Consider the following 17,410-nt stretch of genomic DNA (forward strand, 5'->3'; position numbering starts at 1 on the left):
CAGATGGACGATCAGAACAAGAATCTCATCCTCGCAACCGCGCTCAGCTTTCTGGTGATCCTCGTCTGGTTCGTCCTTTTCCCACCCCCGGAACAGGCACCGACACCGGATCAGGTGGAAGTCAGCGCCTCCGAGGGCAGTGAGCTTCAGACTCCAAGCGCAGCGGGTGACACAGCCGTCGGGGATGCATCTGCTGTCACGGAAGAAGCACAAGCCGATGCCGAGGCCCCGCGCATTCAGATCGACACGCCTCGCCTGTCTGGCAGCATGTCCCTGGCCGGCGGACGCATCGATGAGCTGTTTCTGAAAGACTACAAGGTCTCGATCGAAGCAGGCGCCCCGATCGTCGAGCTGCTTTCGCCCGTCGGGTCCGATTCTGCCTATTACGCCTTGTATGGCTGGGCGCCCGGGGCGGGCGTTGCCGGCGCGGATGTCCCTGGGCCGAACACGCTCTGGTCGACTGAACAAGGCGACACGCTTACCGTCGACAGCCCGGTCACACTGGTCTGGGACAACGGTAAGGGCCTGATCTTCCGACGCACCGTGTCGGTTGATGAAGACTACATGTTCTCGGTCACGCAATCGGTCGAGAATACCACGCAGTCCGAAGTGGGCATGGCGCCCTATGGCATTTTGGCGCGCCACGGGATGGGTGAGGATGGTGACCTGCCGGGCCTGAAGAACTTCTTTATCCTGCACGAAGGCGTCATGGTCATGGCGGACGGCGTTCTGGACGAGATCGATTATGGCGATGTCCGCGATTTTGACATTGATCCGAATGAACGCGCGCAAGCCGAAGTCTTTCAGATCAAGGAAGGTGGCTGGGTCGGCTTTACCGATCACTACTGGATGACCACCCTGATCCCGGCTGAAGGTTCGGCCTTCAAGGCGGCGGCAAAATACGACGCGCGCCGCAAGATCTATCAAACCGAAACCGTGCTGCCGACCCTGTCCGTTGCGCCCGGCGCGACCGAGGAAGTCACCACCCGCCTGTTTGCAGGCGCCAAGGAATGGGAAACCATCCGCGAGTATCAGGCGGAAGGTGTGCAGAAGTTCGTGGACAGCATCGATTGGGGCTGGTTCTACTTCCTGACCAAGCCGATTTTCTGGCTGCTGCACAACATCAACGTTTTGATCGGCAATATGGGCTGGTCTATCATCGGCCTGACCCTGATCATCAAGGCGATCCTGTTCCCGCTGGCGTTCAAGTCCTACGTCTCCATGGCCAAGATGAAGGAACTTCAGCCGCAGATGGAGGCCCTGAAAGAGGCTGCCGGCGACGATCGTCAGAAGATGCAGCAGGGCATGATGGAGCTGTACAAAAAGGAAAAGGTGAACCCGGCCGCAGGCTGTTTACCAATCCTGATGCAGATCCCGATCTTCTTCTCGCTGTATAAAGTGATCTTTGTCACCATTGAACTGCGTCAGGCCCCCTGGTTTGGCCCGTTCCAGGACCTCAGCGCGCCGGACCCGACCTCGATCTTCAACTTCTTTGGCTGGCTGCCCTGGGGCGGACCGCAGCCTGATACGCTGATGGCGCTGATCTTCATCGGTATCTTGCCACTGCTGCTGGGTATCTCGATGTGGCTGCAGCAGAAACTGAACCCGGCACCAACGGATGCGACCCAGGCGATGATCTTTGCCTGGATGCCGTGGGTCTTCATGTTCATGCTGGGCGGGTTTGCCAGCGGCCTGGTGGTTTACTGGATTGCGAACAACACGATCACGTTCACGCAGCAGTACCTGATCATGCGCAGCCAGGGCTACACGCCGGACGTGTTCGGCAACATCAAGTCCGGGTTCAAGCGGACCCCGAAGACGGATGACAAATGAGCGGGTCTGTCACCAGCCTCTGGCGGCATCCAATCAAAAGTCACGGGCGGGAAAGCCTGAGTAATGTAACCGTGACCCCCGGGCAGACAATGCCCGGGGATCGCGTTTGGGCCGTCGCGCACGAGGCGTCAAAGGCCGATGGTTCGGAATGGGCGCCCTGTGCCAATTTCAGCCGCTGCTCCAAAGCCCCGCAACTGGCGGCCATATCGGCCCGGATGAACGGCGGCACCGTGACGCTCAACCACCCAGGGCGCCCCGAGATCAGCTTCGATCCCGACACGCAGCAGGATGATTTTCTGGACTGGGTCAAACCGCTGATGCCCGTCGACAGGGCTGCGTCGGCGCGGATCATCCGGGTTCCGGGACGGGGAATGACCGACAGTGACTTCCCCTCGATCAGCCTGTGCAACATGGCCTCGCATCGGGCGGTCGAGCAGAAGCTGGGGAAGGACCTGTCCCTTGTCCGCTGGCGCGGCAACATCTGGTTCGACGGGCTGCCCCTGTGGGAAGAGTTTGACTGGCTGAACCGCGACATTCGCATCGGTCAGGCCGTTCTGCGAGTTCGGGAACGTATCACGCGCTGTCTGGCCACGACCGCCAACCCGGAAACCGGCACGCGGGATGCAGACACGCTGGGCGCCCTGAACGCTTGGGATCATCAGGATTTTGGCGTCTACGCCGAAGTTATCCAGGGCGGAGATATCCGTGTCGGCGACAAGGTAGAACCAGTATGAGCACGCTTCCTTTTCCAATGGCGGACGCGCCGGATGCGATTGCGCAGGAAACCGGGCGCAAGCTGTTTGCTGGCCCGTCCGAATTCGTCAAAGGCGTGGTTGCCATGGACGGCCTGCCCGCCCCCGACCGGCTTGAGGTGTGTTTTGCGGGCCGCTCGAACGTGGGGAAATCCAGCCTGATCAACGCGCTGACCGGGACCAAGGGATTGGCGCGCGCATCGAACACGCCCGGCCGCACGCAGGAGATCAACTTTTTCACGCAAGGGCCCGACCTCTATCTGGTTGACCTGCCCGGTTACGGTTATGCCAACGCGCCGGTCAAAGTAGTCGAGAAATGGCAGCGACTGCTGAAACAGTACCTCAGCGGACGACAAACCCTGCGCCGCGCTTTTGTACTGATCGATTCGCGCCATGGGGTAAAACCTGTGGACGACGAGATCATGAAGCTGCTGGATACCAGCGCCGTGACCTTTCAATGCGTCATGACCAAGGCCGACAAGGTCAAGGCCAAAGAGCGTGAGAAGGTGCTGGATCAGGTCCGCACCGCGCTGTCCAAACACCCTGCCGCCTACCCCGAGATTGTGCTGACCTCCTCCGAGAAAGGTGACGGAATACCGACCCTGCGCTCGATCATTGCACATCTTGAGTAGCTTCACCCTTGGCAGCACCGTCCAAAGGCCCTAACACGGTTCGCCAGAAGGACCTAAGCCATGAAGACACGAGACATGAACCGGGACTGGATTGCCACCGCCGCCACTCTGAACAGCGCACTGCCTTACCTTCAGCGGTATGACGGCGCGATCGTCGTGATCAAACTGGGCGGTCACGCCATGGGCAGCGACGAGGCGATGGAAAGCTTTGCCCGCGATGTCGTGCTAATGCGGCAGGTCGGGGTAAACCCGGTCATCGTGCATGGTGGCGGACCCATGATCAACGCGATGCTTGATCAGTTGGACATCCAGTCGGATTTCGTGAATGGCAAGCGGGTCACCGACAAGGCCACGGTCGAAGTCGTCGAAATGGTGCTGTCTGGCCTTGTCAACAAACGGATCGTGCAAGCCATCAACCGTCAGGGCGGAACGGCGGTCGGGCTGTCCGGCAAGGACGCCAATCTGATGGTTTGCGAGCAGACGGATTCCTCGTTGGGCTTCGTCGGCACACCATCCGAGATGAATCCCAAACTACTGCATGATCTTTTCTCGCATGATGTAATCCCCGTGATTGCGCCGCTCGGAGCAGGCAAAGACGGTGAAACCTTCAATGTGAACGGCGATACCGCTGCCGGAGCCATCGCGTCGGCCCTGAAGGCGGATCGCCTGTTGCTGCTGACCGATGTATCCGGCGTCAAGAATGCAGCCGGAGAGGTGGTGACCGAGCTCAAAGCCGGACAGATCCGCGAGATGACCCGCGAAGGCACGATTGCCGGCGGCATGATCCCAAAAACGGAAACCGCTCTGGACGCGCTGCACAGTGGCGTTCGGGCGGTTGTCATCCTGGATGGCCGTGCCCCAAATGCCGTATTGCTGGAATTGTTCACCGAACACGGTGCGGGCTCTCTGATCCGGCCGGACTGACGCCTATGTGAATTTCCCGGTCTTGTCTCGGGCTTTAATATGCCTGAATGTGAATGTATGGAGCACGAATCCATTATTCGGCTGGGTATTTTCCTGGGGCTTTTTGCGATTTTCGCAATAGCCGAGACATTTGCACCCAGACGTTCGCTAGATTGCTCGAAACGACGGCGCTGGCAAACCAATCTTGCCATAACGCTTCTCAACACCCTGACGCTGAGGGTTATGGCAATCTGGGTCCCGTTGCTGGCTGTTGGGGCGGCGGTAGACGCCGGTCATCACGGGATTGGGCTTTTCAACAGGACCGCCTGGCCCGGATGGCTGGAAATTCTTCTGAGCGTGCTGATTCTGGACTATGCGATCTGGCTGCAGCATCTGGTGACACACAAGGTGCCGATCCTTTGGCAGCTGCACAGGGTGCATCACGCGGACAGGGACATGGATGTAACGACCGCCGTGCGATTTCATCCCATCGAAATCGCACTGTCCATGATACTGAAAATCGCGCTGGTTTATGCATTGGGTCCCAGTGCACTTGCCGTTGTTCTGTTCGAGGTTCTGTTGAACGGAACCGCGCTGTTCAATCACTCCAACATCAAACTCCCCCTTGCCGTGGACGCGGTGTTGCGTAGGGTTCTTGTGACACCTGACATGCACCGGGTTCACCATTCGGTGCACAGGAAAGAACACGACAGCAATTACGGCTTTGCGCTGTCGGTCTGGGATCGATTGATGGGCACCTATGTTGCGCAGCCAGGCGACGGGCATGACAGGATGAAGGTGGGACTGCAATGGCGGGACGAACAACCAACCCGGCTGGGATGGAGCCTGACACTGCCGTTTCGGCGCAAGTGAAATACTCCGACGTGACAGCAGCCGCTGGTCGGTCGGGCCTGGTCGTGATGGGTGCGCAGCACCCCCGGCACAGCGGCGCCAAGCAGCTGGATGGCGGCACCCTGATCCTGCTGGGTGCAGCGCAGACATTCTGGCCGGTTTTGAAGGCGTCGCCCGAATGGGCGGATGGGCTGGCGGACCCGGTCGACAGATGGTCCTTGCGGGTTGTTGGCGCGATGGCTGGCGCACTGGGTGCCACGCCATACTATCCGTTCGGCGGACCACCCTACACACCCTTCATCGACTGGGCGCTGAAGTCGGGGCGGACGTTTCAAAGTCCGGTTGGCGCATTGGTGCATGACACCGTCGGCATGATGATCTCGTTCCGCGGTGCGCTGCATTTTGCCGATGAGTTCCCGATACCTGCCGCCGAAGGGCCAAGCCCCTGCGCCACCTGCCATGCCCCCTGCAAGTCGGCCTGCCCGGTGGGCGCTTTGTCGACCCACAGCTTTTACGACGTCGACACCTGCCATGCACATCTGACCACGCCGGAAGGCCAGACCTGCATGGCTGGTGGTTGTCTTGTGCGACTTGCCTGCCCGCTAAGTGCGGGTGCCGGGCGGCTGGCAGAACAATCTGCGCATCATATGAAGGCCTTTCACCCATCATGACCCGCACCCTGATCCTGACCCGTCACGCCAAGTCCAGTTGGGACAATCCGCTGAGCAACGACCATGATCGCCCGCTGAACAAGCGCGGGCGCAAATCAGCCCCGGCCGTCGGGAAATGGCTGTCACGGAACGCCTGGCTTCCGGATGAAGTTCTGAGTTCTTCGGCCACCCGGACCCGCGAAACCTGGGACAGGATGGGGCTGACTGCTGCCAGGACCACCTTCACCCGCGACCTGTATCTGGCCGATCCCGCTGAAATGATGAAGGTATTGCAACAGGCGACCGGACGCACCGTACTGTTGCTGGGTCATAATCCCGGTATTGCCGCCTTTGCGGATCAGATTGTGAAATACCCACCGGACCATGTGCGGTTCTACGACTATCCCACCTGCGCAACGACGGTTATTCGATTTGACATCAACAATTGGAGAGGCTTGCAGCGGCACAGCGGCAAGGTCCTGGGCTTCGCAATCCCGCGCGAACTGCTGAACTGAAAAAGGCGGGGCCAGACCCCGCCTTTTTCCGGAATTATTTGCAGGTTCAGTGCCCCAGAATCTGGCTGAGGAACAGCTTGGTCCGCTCGCTTTTGGGGTTGTTGAAGAACTCTTCCGGTTCGTTCTGTTCCACGATCTGGCCGGCATCCATAAAGATCACGCGGTTGGCGACCTGACGGGCAAAGCCCATCTCGTGGGTCACACACAGCATGGTCATGCCTTCTTCGGCCAGCTCGATCATGGTGTCGAGCACCTCTTTGATCATCTCGGGGTCCAGCGCCGATGTTGGTTCATCGAACAACATGATCCGAGGCATCATGCACAACGAGCGGGCAATCGCCACACGCTGCTGCTGACCACCGGACAGCTGGCCGGGATACTTGTCGGCCTGTTCCGGAATCTTGACCTTTTCCAGGAAATGCATCGCGCGCTCTTCGGCCTCTTTCTTGGGCGTCTTGCGCACCCAGATCGGGGCCAGCGTGCAGTTTTCCAGAATGGTCAGGTGCGGGAACAGGTTGAAGTGCTGGAACACCATGCCAACCTCGGACCGGATCTTGTCGATGTTCTTGAGGTCATTCGACAGAACGGTTCCATCCACAACGATCTTGCCCTGCTGATGTTCCTCCAGCGCGTTCAGGCAGCGGATCAGGGTGGATTTGCCCGACCCCGAAGGCCCCGCGATCACGATCCGCTCGCCCTGATTGACGGTCAGATTGATGTCGCGCAGCACGTGGAAGGCCCCGTACCATTTGTTCATGTTGGTGATTTCGATGGCGACCTCGTCGCTCACCTGCATTTTCGAGCGATCGATTTCACGGTCAATTGCAAGTTCAGACATGTGTTGAACTCCTTAACGATGGCCAGTCTGAAGCTTGCGCTCCAGATACATGGAATAACGGGACATGGAGAAGCAGACGACGAAGAACAGAACGCCGATAAAGGCAAACAGTTCCCAGTAGACGCCGTTCCAGGCGGTATCGGCGCGGATGCCGTTGGTCAGACCGATCACGTCGAACAGACCGATGATCGAAACCAGTGTCGTATCCTTGAAGATACCGATGAACGTGCTCACAATGCCCGGGATCGAGATTTTCAGCGCCTGCGGCATGATGATCAGCCGCTGCGCCTGCCAGTAGTTCAGTCCAAGACTGTCAGCCCCTTCGTACTGACCCCGCGGAAGCGCCGCCAGACCACCCCGGATCACCTCGGCCATATAAGCGGCCGAGAACAGGGTCATCATGATCATCACCCTCAGGATGATGTCAAAGTTGGTCCCCGGCGGCAGGAACAGGTTCAGCAGCAGCGAGGCCACGAACAGCAGGGTGATCAGCGGCACGCCCCGAATGAACTCGATAAAGCCCACGCAGAGGTATTTGACGATCATCAGATCAGACTGACGACCGAGCGCCAGCACGATGCCGATGGGAAGCGAGACGCCAATGGCCACAACACCCAGCAGGATCGCCAGCATGAAACCGCCAAAGTCGCGACTTTCGACAGTCGCAATACCAATTGGAATGACAGAGTCGACCGCGTCAGCAACTGCGCCAGCAGCAAACAACCACCACAGAATGGGCAGCGCGACTGCAAGGATTAACGCCGTCAGGGACCCCGCCATTGGAAGCACAACCTTGTAGGCGAAATAACCGATTGCGAACCCGGCAGCGACCGTCAGCGGTCCCCAGATCGACCCGCCCCACATCAGCCAAGGCAGCAGGAACGGATAAGCCGCCGTCACGACCAACAGCTTGCGCGGCACTTTGGTGAACAACACCGGCGCAATCGCAACCAACAACAGGATGAAGGTCAGGTTCGGCCGGAAATAGGCCGGCCAGCCGCCCGATTCAGGCGGATTTGACCACGTTGCGTCCGGATGCGCCGGATAAGGTGGATAAAACCCGTACAGCAATTGCAGCCACCGGTCCTTGATCACACCCCAGCAGGCATGACCATGAGTATCGCCCCAGGTCGCCATCATGATCTCACGACATTCCGACAGGGAATTGGCGTTCCAAACGGATTCGAACGTCCAGGACAGAATGTTGGAGAGCACGTAGTAGATGAAATACAGCGAGATGAGCGTCAGGATTGCGTTCAGCCAGCTTGAGAACAGGTTATGTCTGATCCATCCCAGCACACCGACCTCGGATGCGGGTGGTGCCTGTTCCGGCAACATTTCCGTGCGGACAAATGAAACATCACTCATATTACCGCTCCACCAGTTTGACACGGTTGTTGTACCAGTTCATCACCGCCGAAATGCTCAGCGAGATGGTCAGGTAGACCAGCATCAGCAGCAGAACGCATTCCAGCTCGCGGCCGGTCTGGTTCATGGTGATGCCGCCCAGCGTCCCCGTGATGTCCATATATCCGACCGCGATCGCCAGCGACGAGTTCTTGGTCAGGTTCAGATAGTTCGAGATCATCGGCGGAATGATTACCCGCAACGCCTGCGGCAGGATCACCAGACGCATGGTCCGGCCCGGGCGCAGACCCAGTGCGGATGCGGCCTCGGTCTGACCCTTCGAGATGGCCAGAATACCGGCACGCACGATCTCGGCGATGAAAGCCGCAGTGTACAGCGACAGGGCCAGCCACAGGGCGATCAGCGAGTTCCGTAGGTGGGTGCCGCCGGTGAAGTTAAAGCCCTTCAACTCGGGATAGCCCAGATGGAAGCCCAGCGCGCCCAGCAGGATGGCCGATGGCACGAACAGCAGGCCCAGTTGGATGTACCAGATGGTCGGACGGTCACCGGTCTTTTCCTGCGTGGCATTGGCCCAGGCCGACACTTTGCGCATGGCAAAGATGCTGCCGCCAAGCACGATCAGGAAAGCGATCAGGTCCAGCGAGACGTCAAAACGCAGGCTTGATGTCCCGAACAGGTGGATGTCGCCCAGGCTGCGCGAGAACAGAAACTCGGGGATGTAGACCCCGCGGTTGGTCACAGCAACAGTGCCGAATAGATCCATCGTGGCTTCTGGATTTTCACCCCGGAATGCGCGCGGCGCAGGCAGGCTTTCAATCAGAATCGCCATAGCAAACACGATCCAAAGCAGGACCGGAACGTTGCGGAACATTTCGACATAAACCGTCATGATCCGCGCGATCAGCCAGTTATTCGACAGACGCAGAACACCAACCATGACGCCGATGATTGTTGCCGTGATACAGCCCAGAACTGCAACAACCAGCGTGTTCAGCAGCCCGATAAAGGCCGCGCGCAGATGGGTATCCTGCGAGTCATATTCCAGCAGGCGCTGGTTGATGTCATAGCTGGCTGGTTCGGCGAAAAAGTCGAACCCGACTGTTCTGCCCAGCGTTTCGAGGTTCTGAATGGTGTTGTTAATAATCCAGGCTGCCAGAAGCATGAAACCGATCATAGCAATGACCTGAATGGTCGCAGATCGGTACCGCGTATCGTAAAGGAGCATGGACAGCCGGAACTGCTCCTTCGGCGGGTCAGTGAGAGTCGTCATGACCTATGTTTATCCCCGTGCATCCCGGTCTTTTGTCGGCAGAGTTGATCTCTGCTCGGACGTTTCCGGGCGTGTTTCTTATTGATTGAAAAAGGGCGCAGGTTGCCCTGCGCCCTTTTCCGTGGATTTTAGCGGAAAGGCGGTGCGTACAGCAGGCCACCTTCGATCCACTGTGCGTTCAGACCGCGTGCCAGGCCGATCGGGGTTTCCTCACCGATGTTCTTGGCAAAGATTTCACCGTAGTTGCCGCCGACCTTGATGGCGCGCTGTGCCCAGGTCGCGTCCAGACCCAGCATTTCACCCAGAGTGCCTTCGCTGCCCAGCAGACGGTTCACTTCCGGATTGTCGGTTCCAGCGGACATTTCATCGATATTGGCCGATGTCACGCCCATTTCCTCGGCTGCGATCAGCGCGTTCAGAGTCCAGCGGACAACATCGCCCCACTCGTGGTCGCCATGACGAACCAGCGGACCCAGCGGCTCTTTCGAGATGATTTCCGGCAGGATCACGTGATCACCGGCATTCTCGAATGTGGCGCGGGTGGCAGCCAGACCCGATGCGTCGGTGGTGTAGACGTCACAGGCACCAGCCAGATACTGCTGCTGCGCTTCGGCGTTGGTTTCGATCGGAACCGGCTCGTAGCTCATGTTGTTGATGCGGAAGAAATCCGCCAGGTTGAGCTCGGTTGTGGTGCCGGTCTGAATGCAGACGGTCGCACCGTCCAGTTCCTTGGCCGAGCTTACGCCCAGTGCCTTGGGAACCATGAAACCCTGACCGTCATAGTAGTTGACGCCGACGAATTCGAATTTCAGGTCAACGTCGCGGCTGAAGGTCCAGGTGGTGTTCCGGGCCAGCATGTCGATCTCACCCGAAGCCAGCGCGGTAAAGCGTGTCTTGCCGGTGGTCGGAATGAACTCAACTGCAGTCGGATCGTTCAGAACGGCGGCTGCTACGGCGCGGCACACGGCCACATCAAAGCCTTGCCATTCACCATTGGCGTCCGGGCTGGCGAAACCGGGTACACCGGTGGCCACGCCACAGTTCAGTTTGCCGCGTGCCTTGACGTCATCTGCGGTTCCTGCCGCGGCGGCGCCAGCAGCCAGGCCAGCAATCGTCGCCACGCCCAAGATTACGGATTTTTTCATTTTTACCTCTTCCTGATTGTCCGCCCCACTCAGGGGCGGTTCTGTCCGGCAGCATTTTGCCGGAAAGGTTACCCCAAAGGTGTCTCCCCTTTAGTGGCCACGAGTTTGGTCGCATTCATAAACAAACGTCAAGGGTTGGATCAGCGAAAACGATATCAGACGCCGCGCGGCCGCGCGCGACGCACTAAAATACTGTCTTTGAAGGATCAAACCGATAGATCGAAAAAGCGTTTGGCGTGTAAAAAGGCGGATTTCTTGACCTCCGAGGCTTCATGCGCCTCGTCGTCATGACCCCATTGCTCGATCTGCCAGATTTCGTCCAATCGCGAAATGCGCCATATCTCGTCCGGTTTGCGCCAATTCCGCGCTGCGGCAAAACCCAGAATCAAGGACCCGGACAGGCTCACAAGGTCGTGAAACCCGGCAAGCTGAAACTCACCAAGCTCATGAACTTGCCGCCGCAGAGTCGCCAGCGCATCGTCGGATTGCGGTTGATGCAGAACACCCTCGAAGGATACAAGCCGCGCGGACAAGGTCTTTTCCGCCCAGTCCAGCGCCGGATCCCATTGCCCCGCCTGCCGCTTCTGCAACTCCAGCGGGTGCGTGGCACGGTAACACAACAAGTCCGAATCGCCGTAGTCGGCCAGCATGTCGGCCACTTCGGCATGCTGATGGCGGACCTTGTCGATTGCCGCATTTGCCGATCGGGTAAACGGCATGGAGGTCGGATCAACCTCTTTTTCCTGCGCGTCCCATTCCGTAGCCACAGCGGTTGCCATTGCGTGCGTCGGCAGAACCAGCGCCGCCTTGGCCGGGGTTCTGACCTGACGCCCGTCCAGTTCGACGGTGAAGCCTTCTTCGGTTTCAGCCACCGCGCTTTCGGTCCAGAACCGTTTCGGTTTCCAGTCGCTCATACCGTCATCCCCAAATACTGTGCAGCGCCGGAGGTAGCTGATCAAAGGTTTCGATCACCTGCGCAGCTTGTTCCAGTGCTGCGGTGTCGTGGTATCCCCAGGCCACACCGATACCTGTCACGCCAGCCGCGCTGGCCATATCCATGTCAAAGCGGGTATCGCCAATCATGGCCGTATTTCGCCGGTCGACACCGGTTTCCGCGCGCGCCGTATCGATCATCGACGGATGCGGTTTCGAAGGGTGATGATCTGCCACCTGACGGGTGACAAAGAACCGTTCCAAACCGTGCGCCTCGATCAACGCATCCAGCCCGCGTTGTGACTTTCCGGTGGCAACCCCCAGCAAGACCTCGGGTATGTCGTGCAGCGCCTCCAGCACCTCCCGGGCACCGGGATAGAGGGGCGAGTTTGCAGCACCCTGCCTCAGACGCTGGTCGTGATAGGCCTGTTTATACCCATCCACCAGTTTTTCCTGAACCGAAACCGGGTGATAATGCGCCAGACGGGACAGGGCGACCGGCAGCGACAACCCGACAATCGACAGGATCGCGGAACGATCCGGCACAGGCAGGCCCAAGGCGTCGAAACTGGCGGTCATGGCCGAGACGATACTGCCCTGACTGTCGACAAGCGTACCATCGACATCGAAAAGGACCAGCCGCAATGGTGAGGTCATTGCAAATCCTCAAAGGGATCGTCCGAGGCCAGATCCTCGGTCCAGCCGAAGGTATCCCAGCTGTGTTTCATATGATCCGGCAACGGGGCCTTGATGATGATGGTCTTGCGCGTCACCGGGTGTTCAAACGACGCCTGCCGGGCATGCAGGTGCAGCTTTTTGCTAATAATCCCGCCCAGTTGCGCGCCCCAGCCATCGCCAAGGTTTTCCTGACCCGAACCGCCGTATTTGCCGTCACCAATGATCGGATGCCCAATGGCGGCCATATGCGCGCGCAGCTGATGGGTCCGGCCTGTGACGGGTTCCATGGCAACCCACGCGGCGCGCCCGGCAACCCGGTACAGCGTCGCGTATAGGGTATGCGCCCTCTTCGCGCCCGGAGTACCGTCAAGGTCGTTCAGGTGAACGGCGATCATCTTCTCGCCTTCACCTTTCTTGCCGTGGCCCGGGGCTTTTACCAGACCAGTTTTGATCTCGCCCAGATACGGAGTCGGCACCCCGGCGACCAGGGCCCAGTAAATCTTGCGCGTGTCGCGGTGACGGAACGCGGCTGTCAAACCCTTGGCCGCTTCGCGCGTTCTTGCCAAAAGCAAAACGCCCGAGGTGTCCTTGTCCAGACGGTGTACCAGACGGGGGTTTTCCTCATAACCGAACCGCAGCGCCTCGGACAGGCTGTCGACATGGCGGGTCTGACCACTGCCGCCCTGCACCGGCAGTCCATGGGGTTTGTTCAGGGCCAGAACGTGATCGTCGCGGTAGATCACGCAGGATTGGATCATCTTTGCGTCGGCATCCGAGATCCGGCGTTTGACCTCAACCGGCTTGTGATCAGCGTCCGGCAAGGGCGGAACCCGCACGACCTGCCCGGCCTCAAGCCGGGTCGAAGCCTTGGCCCGCCCACCATCAATCCGCAGCTCGCCCTTGCGGCACATCTTTTCGATACGGCCCTGCCCGACATGCGGGAACATGCGGCGCAACCAACGGTCCAGCCGCTGGTCGCTGTCGTCCTCTGCGACGGTGATCATCTGTACGCCACTCATGCCATTGCCCCTTGCACCGCGCGACTGGCCCGCCCGGATTTCACCGATGTCAGTGTGTTAGAAAACATGCGCGTCTGTCGCGCGCAAAGCAGCAAGAGTCAAGCCAGCCCTAGCTCTCGTTCCGCTGCGCGCGCAGCTTTGCGAAATAGTCCAGCCGCTTTTTCAGTTCCCGCTCGAATCCCCGCTCGACCGGCTGGTACAGCATCGGCCGCTTCATCGTTTCCGGAAAGTAGTTCTGGCCCGAGAATCCATCCTCGGCATCATGGTCATAGGCATAGCCAGCCCCATAGCCCTGATCCTTCATCAGTGTCGTGGGCGCATTCAGGATGTGCTTTGGCGGCGGCTCGCTGCCGGATTGTTTGGCCAGACGCATCGCCGCCTTGTAGCCGACATAGGCGCCGTTCGATTTTGGCGCCAGCGCCAGATAGACCAGCGCCTGCGCCAGCGCCAATTCTCCTTCCGGAGAGCCCAGCCGCTCGTACACCTCCCACGCATGCAGGCAGATCGACTGCGCCTGCGGGTCGGCCAGTCCGATATCCTCAACCGCCATCCGGGTAATCCGGCGGGCCAGGTACCTTGGATCCTCGCCCCCGGTCAGCATACGTGCAAACCAATACAGCGCCGCATCCGGGTCCGACCCGCGAACTGATTTGTGCAGGGCCGAGATCAGGTTGTAATGCTCGTCCCCCGATTTGTCGTATTTCGCGGCACGCCGCATCAACCGCGTGGACAGCGCGTCCGGGCTAAGCGGTCCGTCGACCTTCCACGCCGCAACCTGCTCAATCAGATTCAGCAACGCGCGACCGTCTCCGTCCGCCATTTCCTGCAAGGCATCCCGGGCGGCAGGCGTCAGGGGCAAGGCGCGGCCAAGCTCTTTTTCGGCCCGCTGCGTCAGACGTTCCAGATCGGCAAGGCTCAGCCGTTCGAGCACCAGCACCTGTGCACGGCTGAGAACAGCCGCATTCAGTTCGAACGAAGGGTTTTCCGTGGTCGCCCCGACCAGAAGGATCGTGCCATCCTCCATATGCGGAAGAAACCCGTCCTGCTGGGCCTTGTTGAACCGATGGATTTCATCAACGAACAAAAGGGTGCCCTGCCCGTTCTGACGCCGTATCTTAGCTGCCTCGAACACTTTTTTCAGGTCCGGAACACCAGTGAAAATCGCGCTGATCTGGACAAAATGCAGATCAGTCTCTTGTGCCAGCAACCGCGCAATCGTGGTCTTGCCTACCCCCGGCGGTCCCCAGAACACCAAACTCGACAGGCTGCCAGCGGCCAGCATGACGCCCAGGGGGGCGTCCGGGCCAAGCACCTGCTCTTGTCCGATCACCTCACCCAGCGTCTTGGGGCGCAGCCGGTCCGCCAAGGGGCGATGCGGCGCGGTTGCGGGCTCGGGTGCCCCGGTATCGAACAGATCACTCACGGGTCAGAGCCGAAACCGCAACGAAACCGCGCGTCCACCGCGCTGAACGTTCATTTGCACCCGGCGCCCGGGGTCAGTCAGCGCCTCGACGACATCGCCGGGCTGCTCAATCTCGGTGTCATTGATGCTGCTTAGGACGTCTCCGGGCCTCAGACCGGCGCGTGCTCCCAATGAGCCCGGATCAACCACAACAATGCCGGTCTGCGACAGCACCAATCCCAACTGCGAGATCAGTGCGGGATTGATCCGGGCGACGGTCAGGTTGGGCAGAACGGTTTTGTCATCCAACGTGGTCTCATCGGCGGGCGGACTGTCCGGAGCGCGGACCAAATCCACTTTCACATCCGCGCTTCTGTCTCCGCGCAGACGGGTCAGAACCGAGGTTCCGCCGACACCGGCAACCGACATCCGGAATTTCATCTCGGCAGGCGAATTTACCTCATCCCCGTCAACATGGGTGACAACATCGCCAACCCGCAACCCGGCCGCAGCCAGCGGGCTGAGGTCATGCAGGTCCGAGATCACCACGCCCAGCGGAATGGCCAGACCCAGCGATTCGGCGATATCGGCGCTCATATGCTGGCCCGCCATCCCGGCCCAGGGGCTGACAAAGCTCTCGTTGCCGGACTTCGCCTGCCGCAGGAATTCGGCAACCAGATTTGCCGGAATGGCAAAGCCAATGCCGTTGGACCCGCCCGACCGGGTCAGGATCGACGTGTTGATCCCGATCAGATCACCGTTCACGTCAATCAGCGCCCCACCGGAGTTACCCGGATTGATCGGAGCATCTGTCTGGATGAAGTACCCGCGCGCATTTCCCGTTGCTGTTCCGGTTCGTGCCAGCCCGGAAATTATGCCGGACGATACGGTTTGACCCACGCCAAACGGATTGCCGATGGCCAGCGCCAATTCGCCCACCTCGACCTGATCGGAATCGCGGAAATTCAGATGCGGCAGTTTTGCGGCCTCTTCCAGCCGAAGAATGGCAATGTCGCTTTCCTGATCGCCCAGAACCACTTGCGCTGAATACTCGCGCCGGTCCGTTGTCACCACACGGATTTCCGTCGCCATGCCAACAACATGGTAATTTGACACAACATAGCCGTCCGCAGACAGAATGACGCCGGACCCCAGCGAGTTCTGAACCCGCGGCTGCGGTTCGGCAAATCCTCTGCCGAAGAACTCCTGAAAGAACGGGTCCGAGAATAACGGATTGGCCCGGCCTTGCGTTACGATCTTGGCGTAGATGTTAACGACGGCCGGAGCAGCCTGTTTGACCACTGGGGCAAATCCCAGGCTTATTTCGGCCTGCGAAGTCGGCACTTTCGTTTCGGCATTAGCTGACGCGGCAAGCGTCGCCAGCATCAGAGAACAGAGAACTTTCCGCATGATCCATCCGTCGATTAATGGTCCATCGGATATGCGTCTACACGGGCCGTAATGCAAGCTTCCGCGCGGCACCTGTTGGCGGTCAGTCCAACGGCGCGTGCAGCCGCGTTCCTTCCGTGATGATCCCGCCGCGTTGTCCGACCTCAATTGTTCCGTACCGCTGCCTGAATACATCGGGCAACTCACGGTCTCCATCGGGCGACAGCCACAGTCTCAACAAGTGCCGCCGTTCAGATGGGTCAGGCCAGTCCACAAAGCTGGTCCTGTCATGCAATTGCGAGTGGTTGCACACGAACTGCATGTCCCCCGGTTGCAGCCGCATCGTCAGGCAAAGGTTGGGGTCATTCGCCAGCGCATCAAACCGATCCAGCGCCCTAACGTGATCCGGTGTAAGGCGCATCGCATCCGGAAACCGCTGGGCACTGTCGATATACTGCCTTTGATAAAACACTGTCAGCTTGCCGTCGTGCCAGGAAAATGGTGGAATCGTCATATAGGGCTTCATGCCCTCCGGAACCTCCCCTCGCCTGTCGGTCGCAATGGGATCAAACAACAGTTCCAGCAGTTCCGGGCAGTCGGACCGCATCCTGTTATAGATCGTTTCAGCACTGACCAGCAGCGAGTCTCCGCCTTCTTTGGCCTCACGCAGACAAAGCAGGCCAACAATATCTGCGCTGTCGGTGTGAAATGTCTGGCGTTCATGCGTCTGATAGATCCGGGTATTCGGATCGTTCGCGTCCGCACCGATGTCGCGGACGTGGCCCAGAATGTGCCCCTGAGCATTCTGCGAACGGGCCGAGCCCAAATGGGCACCAACACCGCAGAAAATCGTAGCTGCCATCTTTTGCGTATAGTCCTGCACCGGAAGGCCGCGGATCACTTCGAACCCGATCCCGTTGATCAGCTTCTTTCGTAGCAGCGCCAGATGTCGATCAAATCGTTGCAGAGGGAAAGCAGCCTTTGTGATCTCACCTATATCTCTTCCCAGGCTCAAATAGTGACTAGCGGCCCGCTCAAGATCGTCAATGTCGTCGGCCGTCAGATCGATAATCCATTCGCGCTGTCGCGTTCGCATATCCTGACCGGTCCAGACAGACGGGCCCGTGAGTACGCTTGGTATTTCATCTGGGATTGCCATAATCCGTCCTCCTCACTCACCTTGCAGTGGAACCTGTAAGGTTCAGGGTTTCATAATCGGATATCATCGCAA

The 17,410-nt window shown here is 59.3% G+C and carries 17 protein-coding genes; 7 read left to right on the forward strand and 10 right to left on the reverse strand.

Annotation, left to right across the window (positions count from 1 at the left end):
* Window positions 1–3: 3 nt before the first annotated feature.
* From yidC to ACR0JW_RS17895, 7 genes are read left to right on the forward strand one after another with little or no spacing between them, the layout of a single operon-like run.
* The gene (gene yidC, locus ACR0JW_RS17865) at window positions 4–1,833 is read left to right on the forward strand and encodes a membrane protein insertase YidC (protein WP_170678520.1); all 1,830 of its coding nucleotides are present in this window, start codon (window positions 4–6) and stop codon (window positions 1,831–1,833) included.
* Entirely contained in the window at window positions 1,830–2,567 is a 738-nt protein-coding gene (locus tag ACR0JW_RS17870; RefSeq protein ID WP_170678522.1) for an MOSC domain-containing protein, read from the forward strand. The genes yidC and ACR0JW_RS17870 overlap by 4 nt, the downstream gene beginning before the upstream one ends.
* Complete coding sequence (yihA, locus tag ACR0JW_RS17875) at window positions 2,564–3,217, forward strand: ribosome biogenesis GTP-binding protein YihA/YsxC (protein WP_170619183.1); 654 nt, start codon at window positions 2,564–2,566, stop codon at window positions 3,215–3,217. The genes ACR0JW_RS17870 and yihA overlap by 4 nt, the downstream gene beginning before the upstream one ends.
* A gap of 60 nt (window positions 3,218–3,277) precedes the next feature.
* Window positions 3,278–4,141: an acetylglutamate kinase gene (gene argB, locus ACR0JW_RS17880; RefSeq protein WP_170613723.1), complete on the forward strand. Its 864-nt coding sequence runs from the start codon at window positions 3,278–3,280 to the stop codon at window positions 4,139–4,141.
* A 57-nt stretch (window positions 4,142–4,198) separates the two neighbouring features.
* Window positions 4,199–4,993: a sterol desaturase family protein gene (locus tag ACR0JW_RS17885; RefSeq protein WP_170678524.1), complete on the forward strand. Its 795-nt coding sequence runs from the start codon at window positions 4,199–4,201 to the stop codon at window positions 4,991–4,993.
* Entirely contained in the window at window positions 4,930–5,643 is a 714-nt protein-coding gene (locus ACR0JW_RS17890; RefSeq protein WP_480714265.1) for a ferredoxin, read from the forward strand. The genes ACR0JW_RS17885 and ACR0JW_RS17890 overlap by 64 nt, the downstream gene beginning before the upstream one ends.
* Complete coding sequence (locus tag ACR0JW_RS17895; protein WP_170678526.1) at window positions 5,640–6,137, forward strand: SixA phosphatase family protein; 498 nt, start codon at window positions 5,640–5,642, stop codon at window positions 6,135–6,137. The genes ACR0JW_RS17890 and ACR0JW_RS17895 overlap by 4 nt, the downstream gene beginning before the upstream one ends.
* 46 nt (window positions 6,138–6,183) lie before the next feature.
* Here the strand turns inward: ACR0JW_RS17895 and ACR0JW_RS17900 are convergent, their stop codons facing one another.
* The 10 genes from ACR0JW_RS17900 to ACR0JW_RS17945 form a co-directional block, all read right to left on the reverse strand.
* On the reverse strand, window positions 6,184–6,975 hold the full coding sequence (locus ACR0JW_RS17900) for an amino acid ABC transporter ATP-binding protein (protein ID WP_170613728.1): 792 nt from the start codon (window positions 6,973–6,975) through the stop codon (window positions 6,184–6,186).
* 12 nt (window positions 6,976–6,987) lie between these two features.
* Window positions 6,988–8,343 (reverse strand): amino acid ABC transporter permease, encoded by a 1,356-nt coding sequence (locus ACR0JW_RS17905; RefSeq protein WP_170678528.1) that lies wholly within the window; start codon window positions 8,341–8,343, stop codon window positions 6,988–6,990.
* Window position 8,344: 1 nt separating this feature from the next.
* On the reverse strand, window positions 8,345–9,613 hold the full coding sequence (locus ACR0JW_RS17910; RefSeq protein ID WP_170613732.1) for an amino acid ABC transporter permease: 1,269 nt from the start codon (window positions 9,611–9,613) through the stop codon (window positions 8,345–8,347).
* Between the two features lie 128 nt (window positions 9,614–9,741).
* Window positions 9,742–10,758: an amino acid ABC transporter substrate-binding protein gene (locus ACR0JW_RS17915; RefSeq protein WP_170678531.1), complete on the reverse strand. Its 1,017-nt coding sequence runs from the start codon at window positions 10,756–10,758 to the stop codon at window positions 9,742–9,744.
* A 206-nt stretch (window positions 10,759–10,964) separates the two neighbouring features.
* On the reverse strand, window positions 10,965–11,672 hold the full coding sequence (locus ACR0JW_RS17920; protein WP_170678533.1) for an ATP12 family protein: 708 nt from the start codon (window positions 11,670–11,672) through the stop codon (window positions 10,965–10,967).
* Window positions 11,673–11,676: 4 nt separating this feature from the next.
* A complete protein-coding gene (locus ACR0JW_RS17925) occupies window positions 11,677–12,348 on the reverse strand; it encodes an HAD-IA family hydrolase (protein WP_170825376.1) in 672 nt (223 codons plus the stop codon).
* Window positions 12,345–13,388: an RluA family pseudouridine synthase gene (locus ACR0JW_RS17930; RefSeq protein ID WP_170678537.1), complete on the reverse strand. Its 1,044-nt coding sequence runs from the start codon at window positions 13,386–13,388 to the stop codon at window positions 12,345–12,347. The genes ACR0JW_RS17925 and ACR0JW_RS17930 overlap by 4 nt, the downstream gene beginning before the upstream one ends.
* A 109-nt stretch (window positions 13,389–13,497) precedes the next feature.
* Entirely contained in the window at window positions 13,498–14,811 is a 1,314-nt protein-coding gene (locus tag ACR0JW_RS17935) for a replication-associated recombination protein A (RefSeq protein ID WP_170678539.1), read from the reverse strand.
* 3 nt (window positions 14,812–14,814) lie between these two features.
* Window positions 14,815–16,200 carry a trypsin-like peptidase domain-containing protein gene (locus ACR0JW_RS17940; RefSeq protein WP_170678541.1) on the reverse strand — a complete coding sequence of 462 codons (1,386 nt, stop codon included), beginning with the start codon at window positions 16,198–16,200 and terminating at the stop codon, window positions 14,815–14,817.
* Between the two features lie 82 nt (window positions 16,201–16,282).
* Window positions 16,283–17,338, reverse strand: coding sequence for a TauD/TfdA family dioxygenase (locus tag ACR0JW_RS17945; protein WP_170678543.1), 1,056 nt, complete (start codon window positions 17,336–17,338; stop codon window positions 16,283–16,285).
* Between the last annotated feature and the right edge of the window lie 72 nt (window positions 17,339–17,410).

It is taken from the genome of Ruegeria sp. BG6 (assembly GCF_056538465.1).

Bases quoted from the DNA above. Each gene is read 5' to 3' on its own strand.
- yidC (WP_170678520.1), top strand. From the start codon at position 4: ATGGACGATCAGAACAAGAATCTCATCCTCGCAACCGCGCTCAGCTTT.
- ACR0JW_RS17870 (WP_170678522.1), top strand. From the start codon at position 1,830: ATGAGCGGGTCTGTCACCAGCCTCTGGCGGCATCCAATCAAAAGTCAC.
- yihA (WP_170619183.1), top strand. From the start codon at position 2,564: ATGAGCACGCTTCCTTTTCCAATGGCGGACGCGCCGGATGCGATTGCG.
- argB (WP_170613723.1), top strand. From the start codon at position 3,278: ATGAAGACACGAGACATGAACCGGGACTGGATTGCCACCGCCGCCACT.
- ACR0JW_RS17885 (WP_170678524.1), top strand. From the start codon at position 4,199: ATGGAGCACGAATCCATTATTCGGCTGGGTATTTTCCTGGGGCTTTTT.
- ACR0JW_RS17890 (WP_480714265.1), top strand. From the start codon at position 4,930: ATGGCGGGACGAACAACCAACCCGGCTGGGATGGAGCCTGACACTGCC.
- ACR0JW_RS17895 (WP_170678526.1), top strand. From the start codon at position 5,640: ATGACCCGCACCCTGATCCTGACCCGTCACGCCAAGTCCAGTTGGGAC.
- ACR0JW_RS17900 (WP_170613728.1), bottom strand. From the start codon at position 6,975: ATGTCTGAACTTGCAATTGACCGTGAAATCGATCGCTCGAAAATGCAG.
- ACR0JW_RS17905 (WP_170678528.1), bottom strand. From the start codon at position 8,343: ATGAGTGATGTTTCATTTGTCCGCACGGAAATGTTGCCGGAACAGGCA.
- ACR0JW_RS17910 (WP_170613732.1), bottom strand. From the start codon at position 9,613: ATGACGACTCTCACTGACCCGCCGAAGGAGCAGTTCCGGCTGTCCATG.
- ACR0JW_RS17915 (WP_170678531.1), bottom strand. From the start codon at position 10,758: ATGAAAAAATCCGTAATCTTGGGCGTGGCGACGATTGCTGGCCTGGCT.
- ACR0JW_RS17920 (WP_170678533.1), bottom strand. From the start codon at position 11,672: ATGAGCGACTGGAAACCGAAACGGTTCTGGACCGAAAGCGCGGTGGCT.
- ACR0JW_RS17925 (WP_170825376.1), bottom strand. From the start codon at position 12,348: ATGACCTCACCATTGCGGCTGGTCCTTTTCGATGTCGATGGTACGCTT.
- ACR0JW_RS17930 (WP_170678537.1), bottom strand. From the start codon at position 13,388: ATGAGTGGCGTACAGATGATCACCGTCGCAGAGGACGACAGCGACCAG.
- ACR0JW_RS17940 (WP_170678541.1), bottom strand. From the start codon at position 16,200: ATGCGGAAAGTTCTCTGTTCTCTGATGCTGGCGACGCTTGCCGCGTCA.
- ACR0JW_RS17945 (WP_170678543.1), bottom strand. From the start codon at position 17,338: ATGGCAATCCCAGATGAAATACCAAGCGTACTCACGGGCCCGTCTGTC.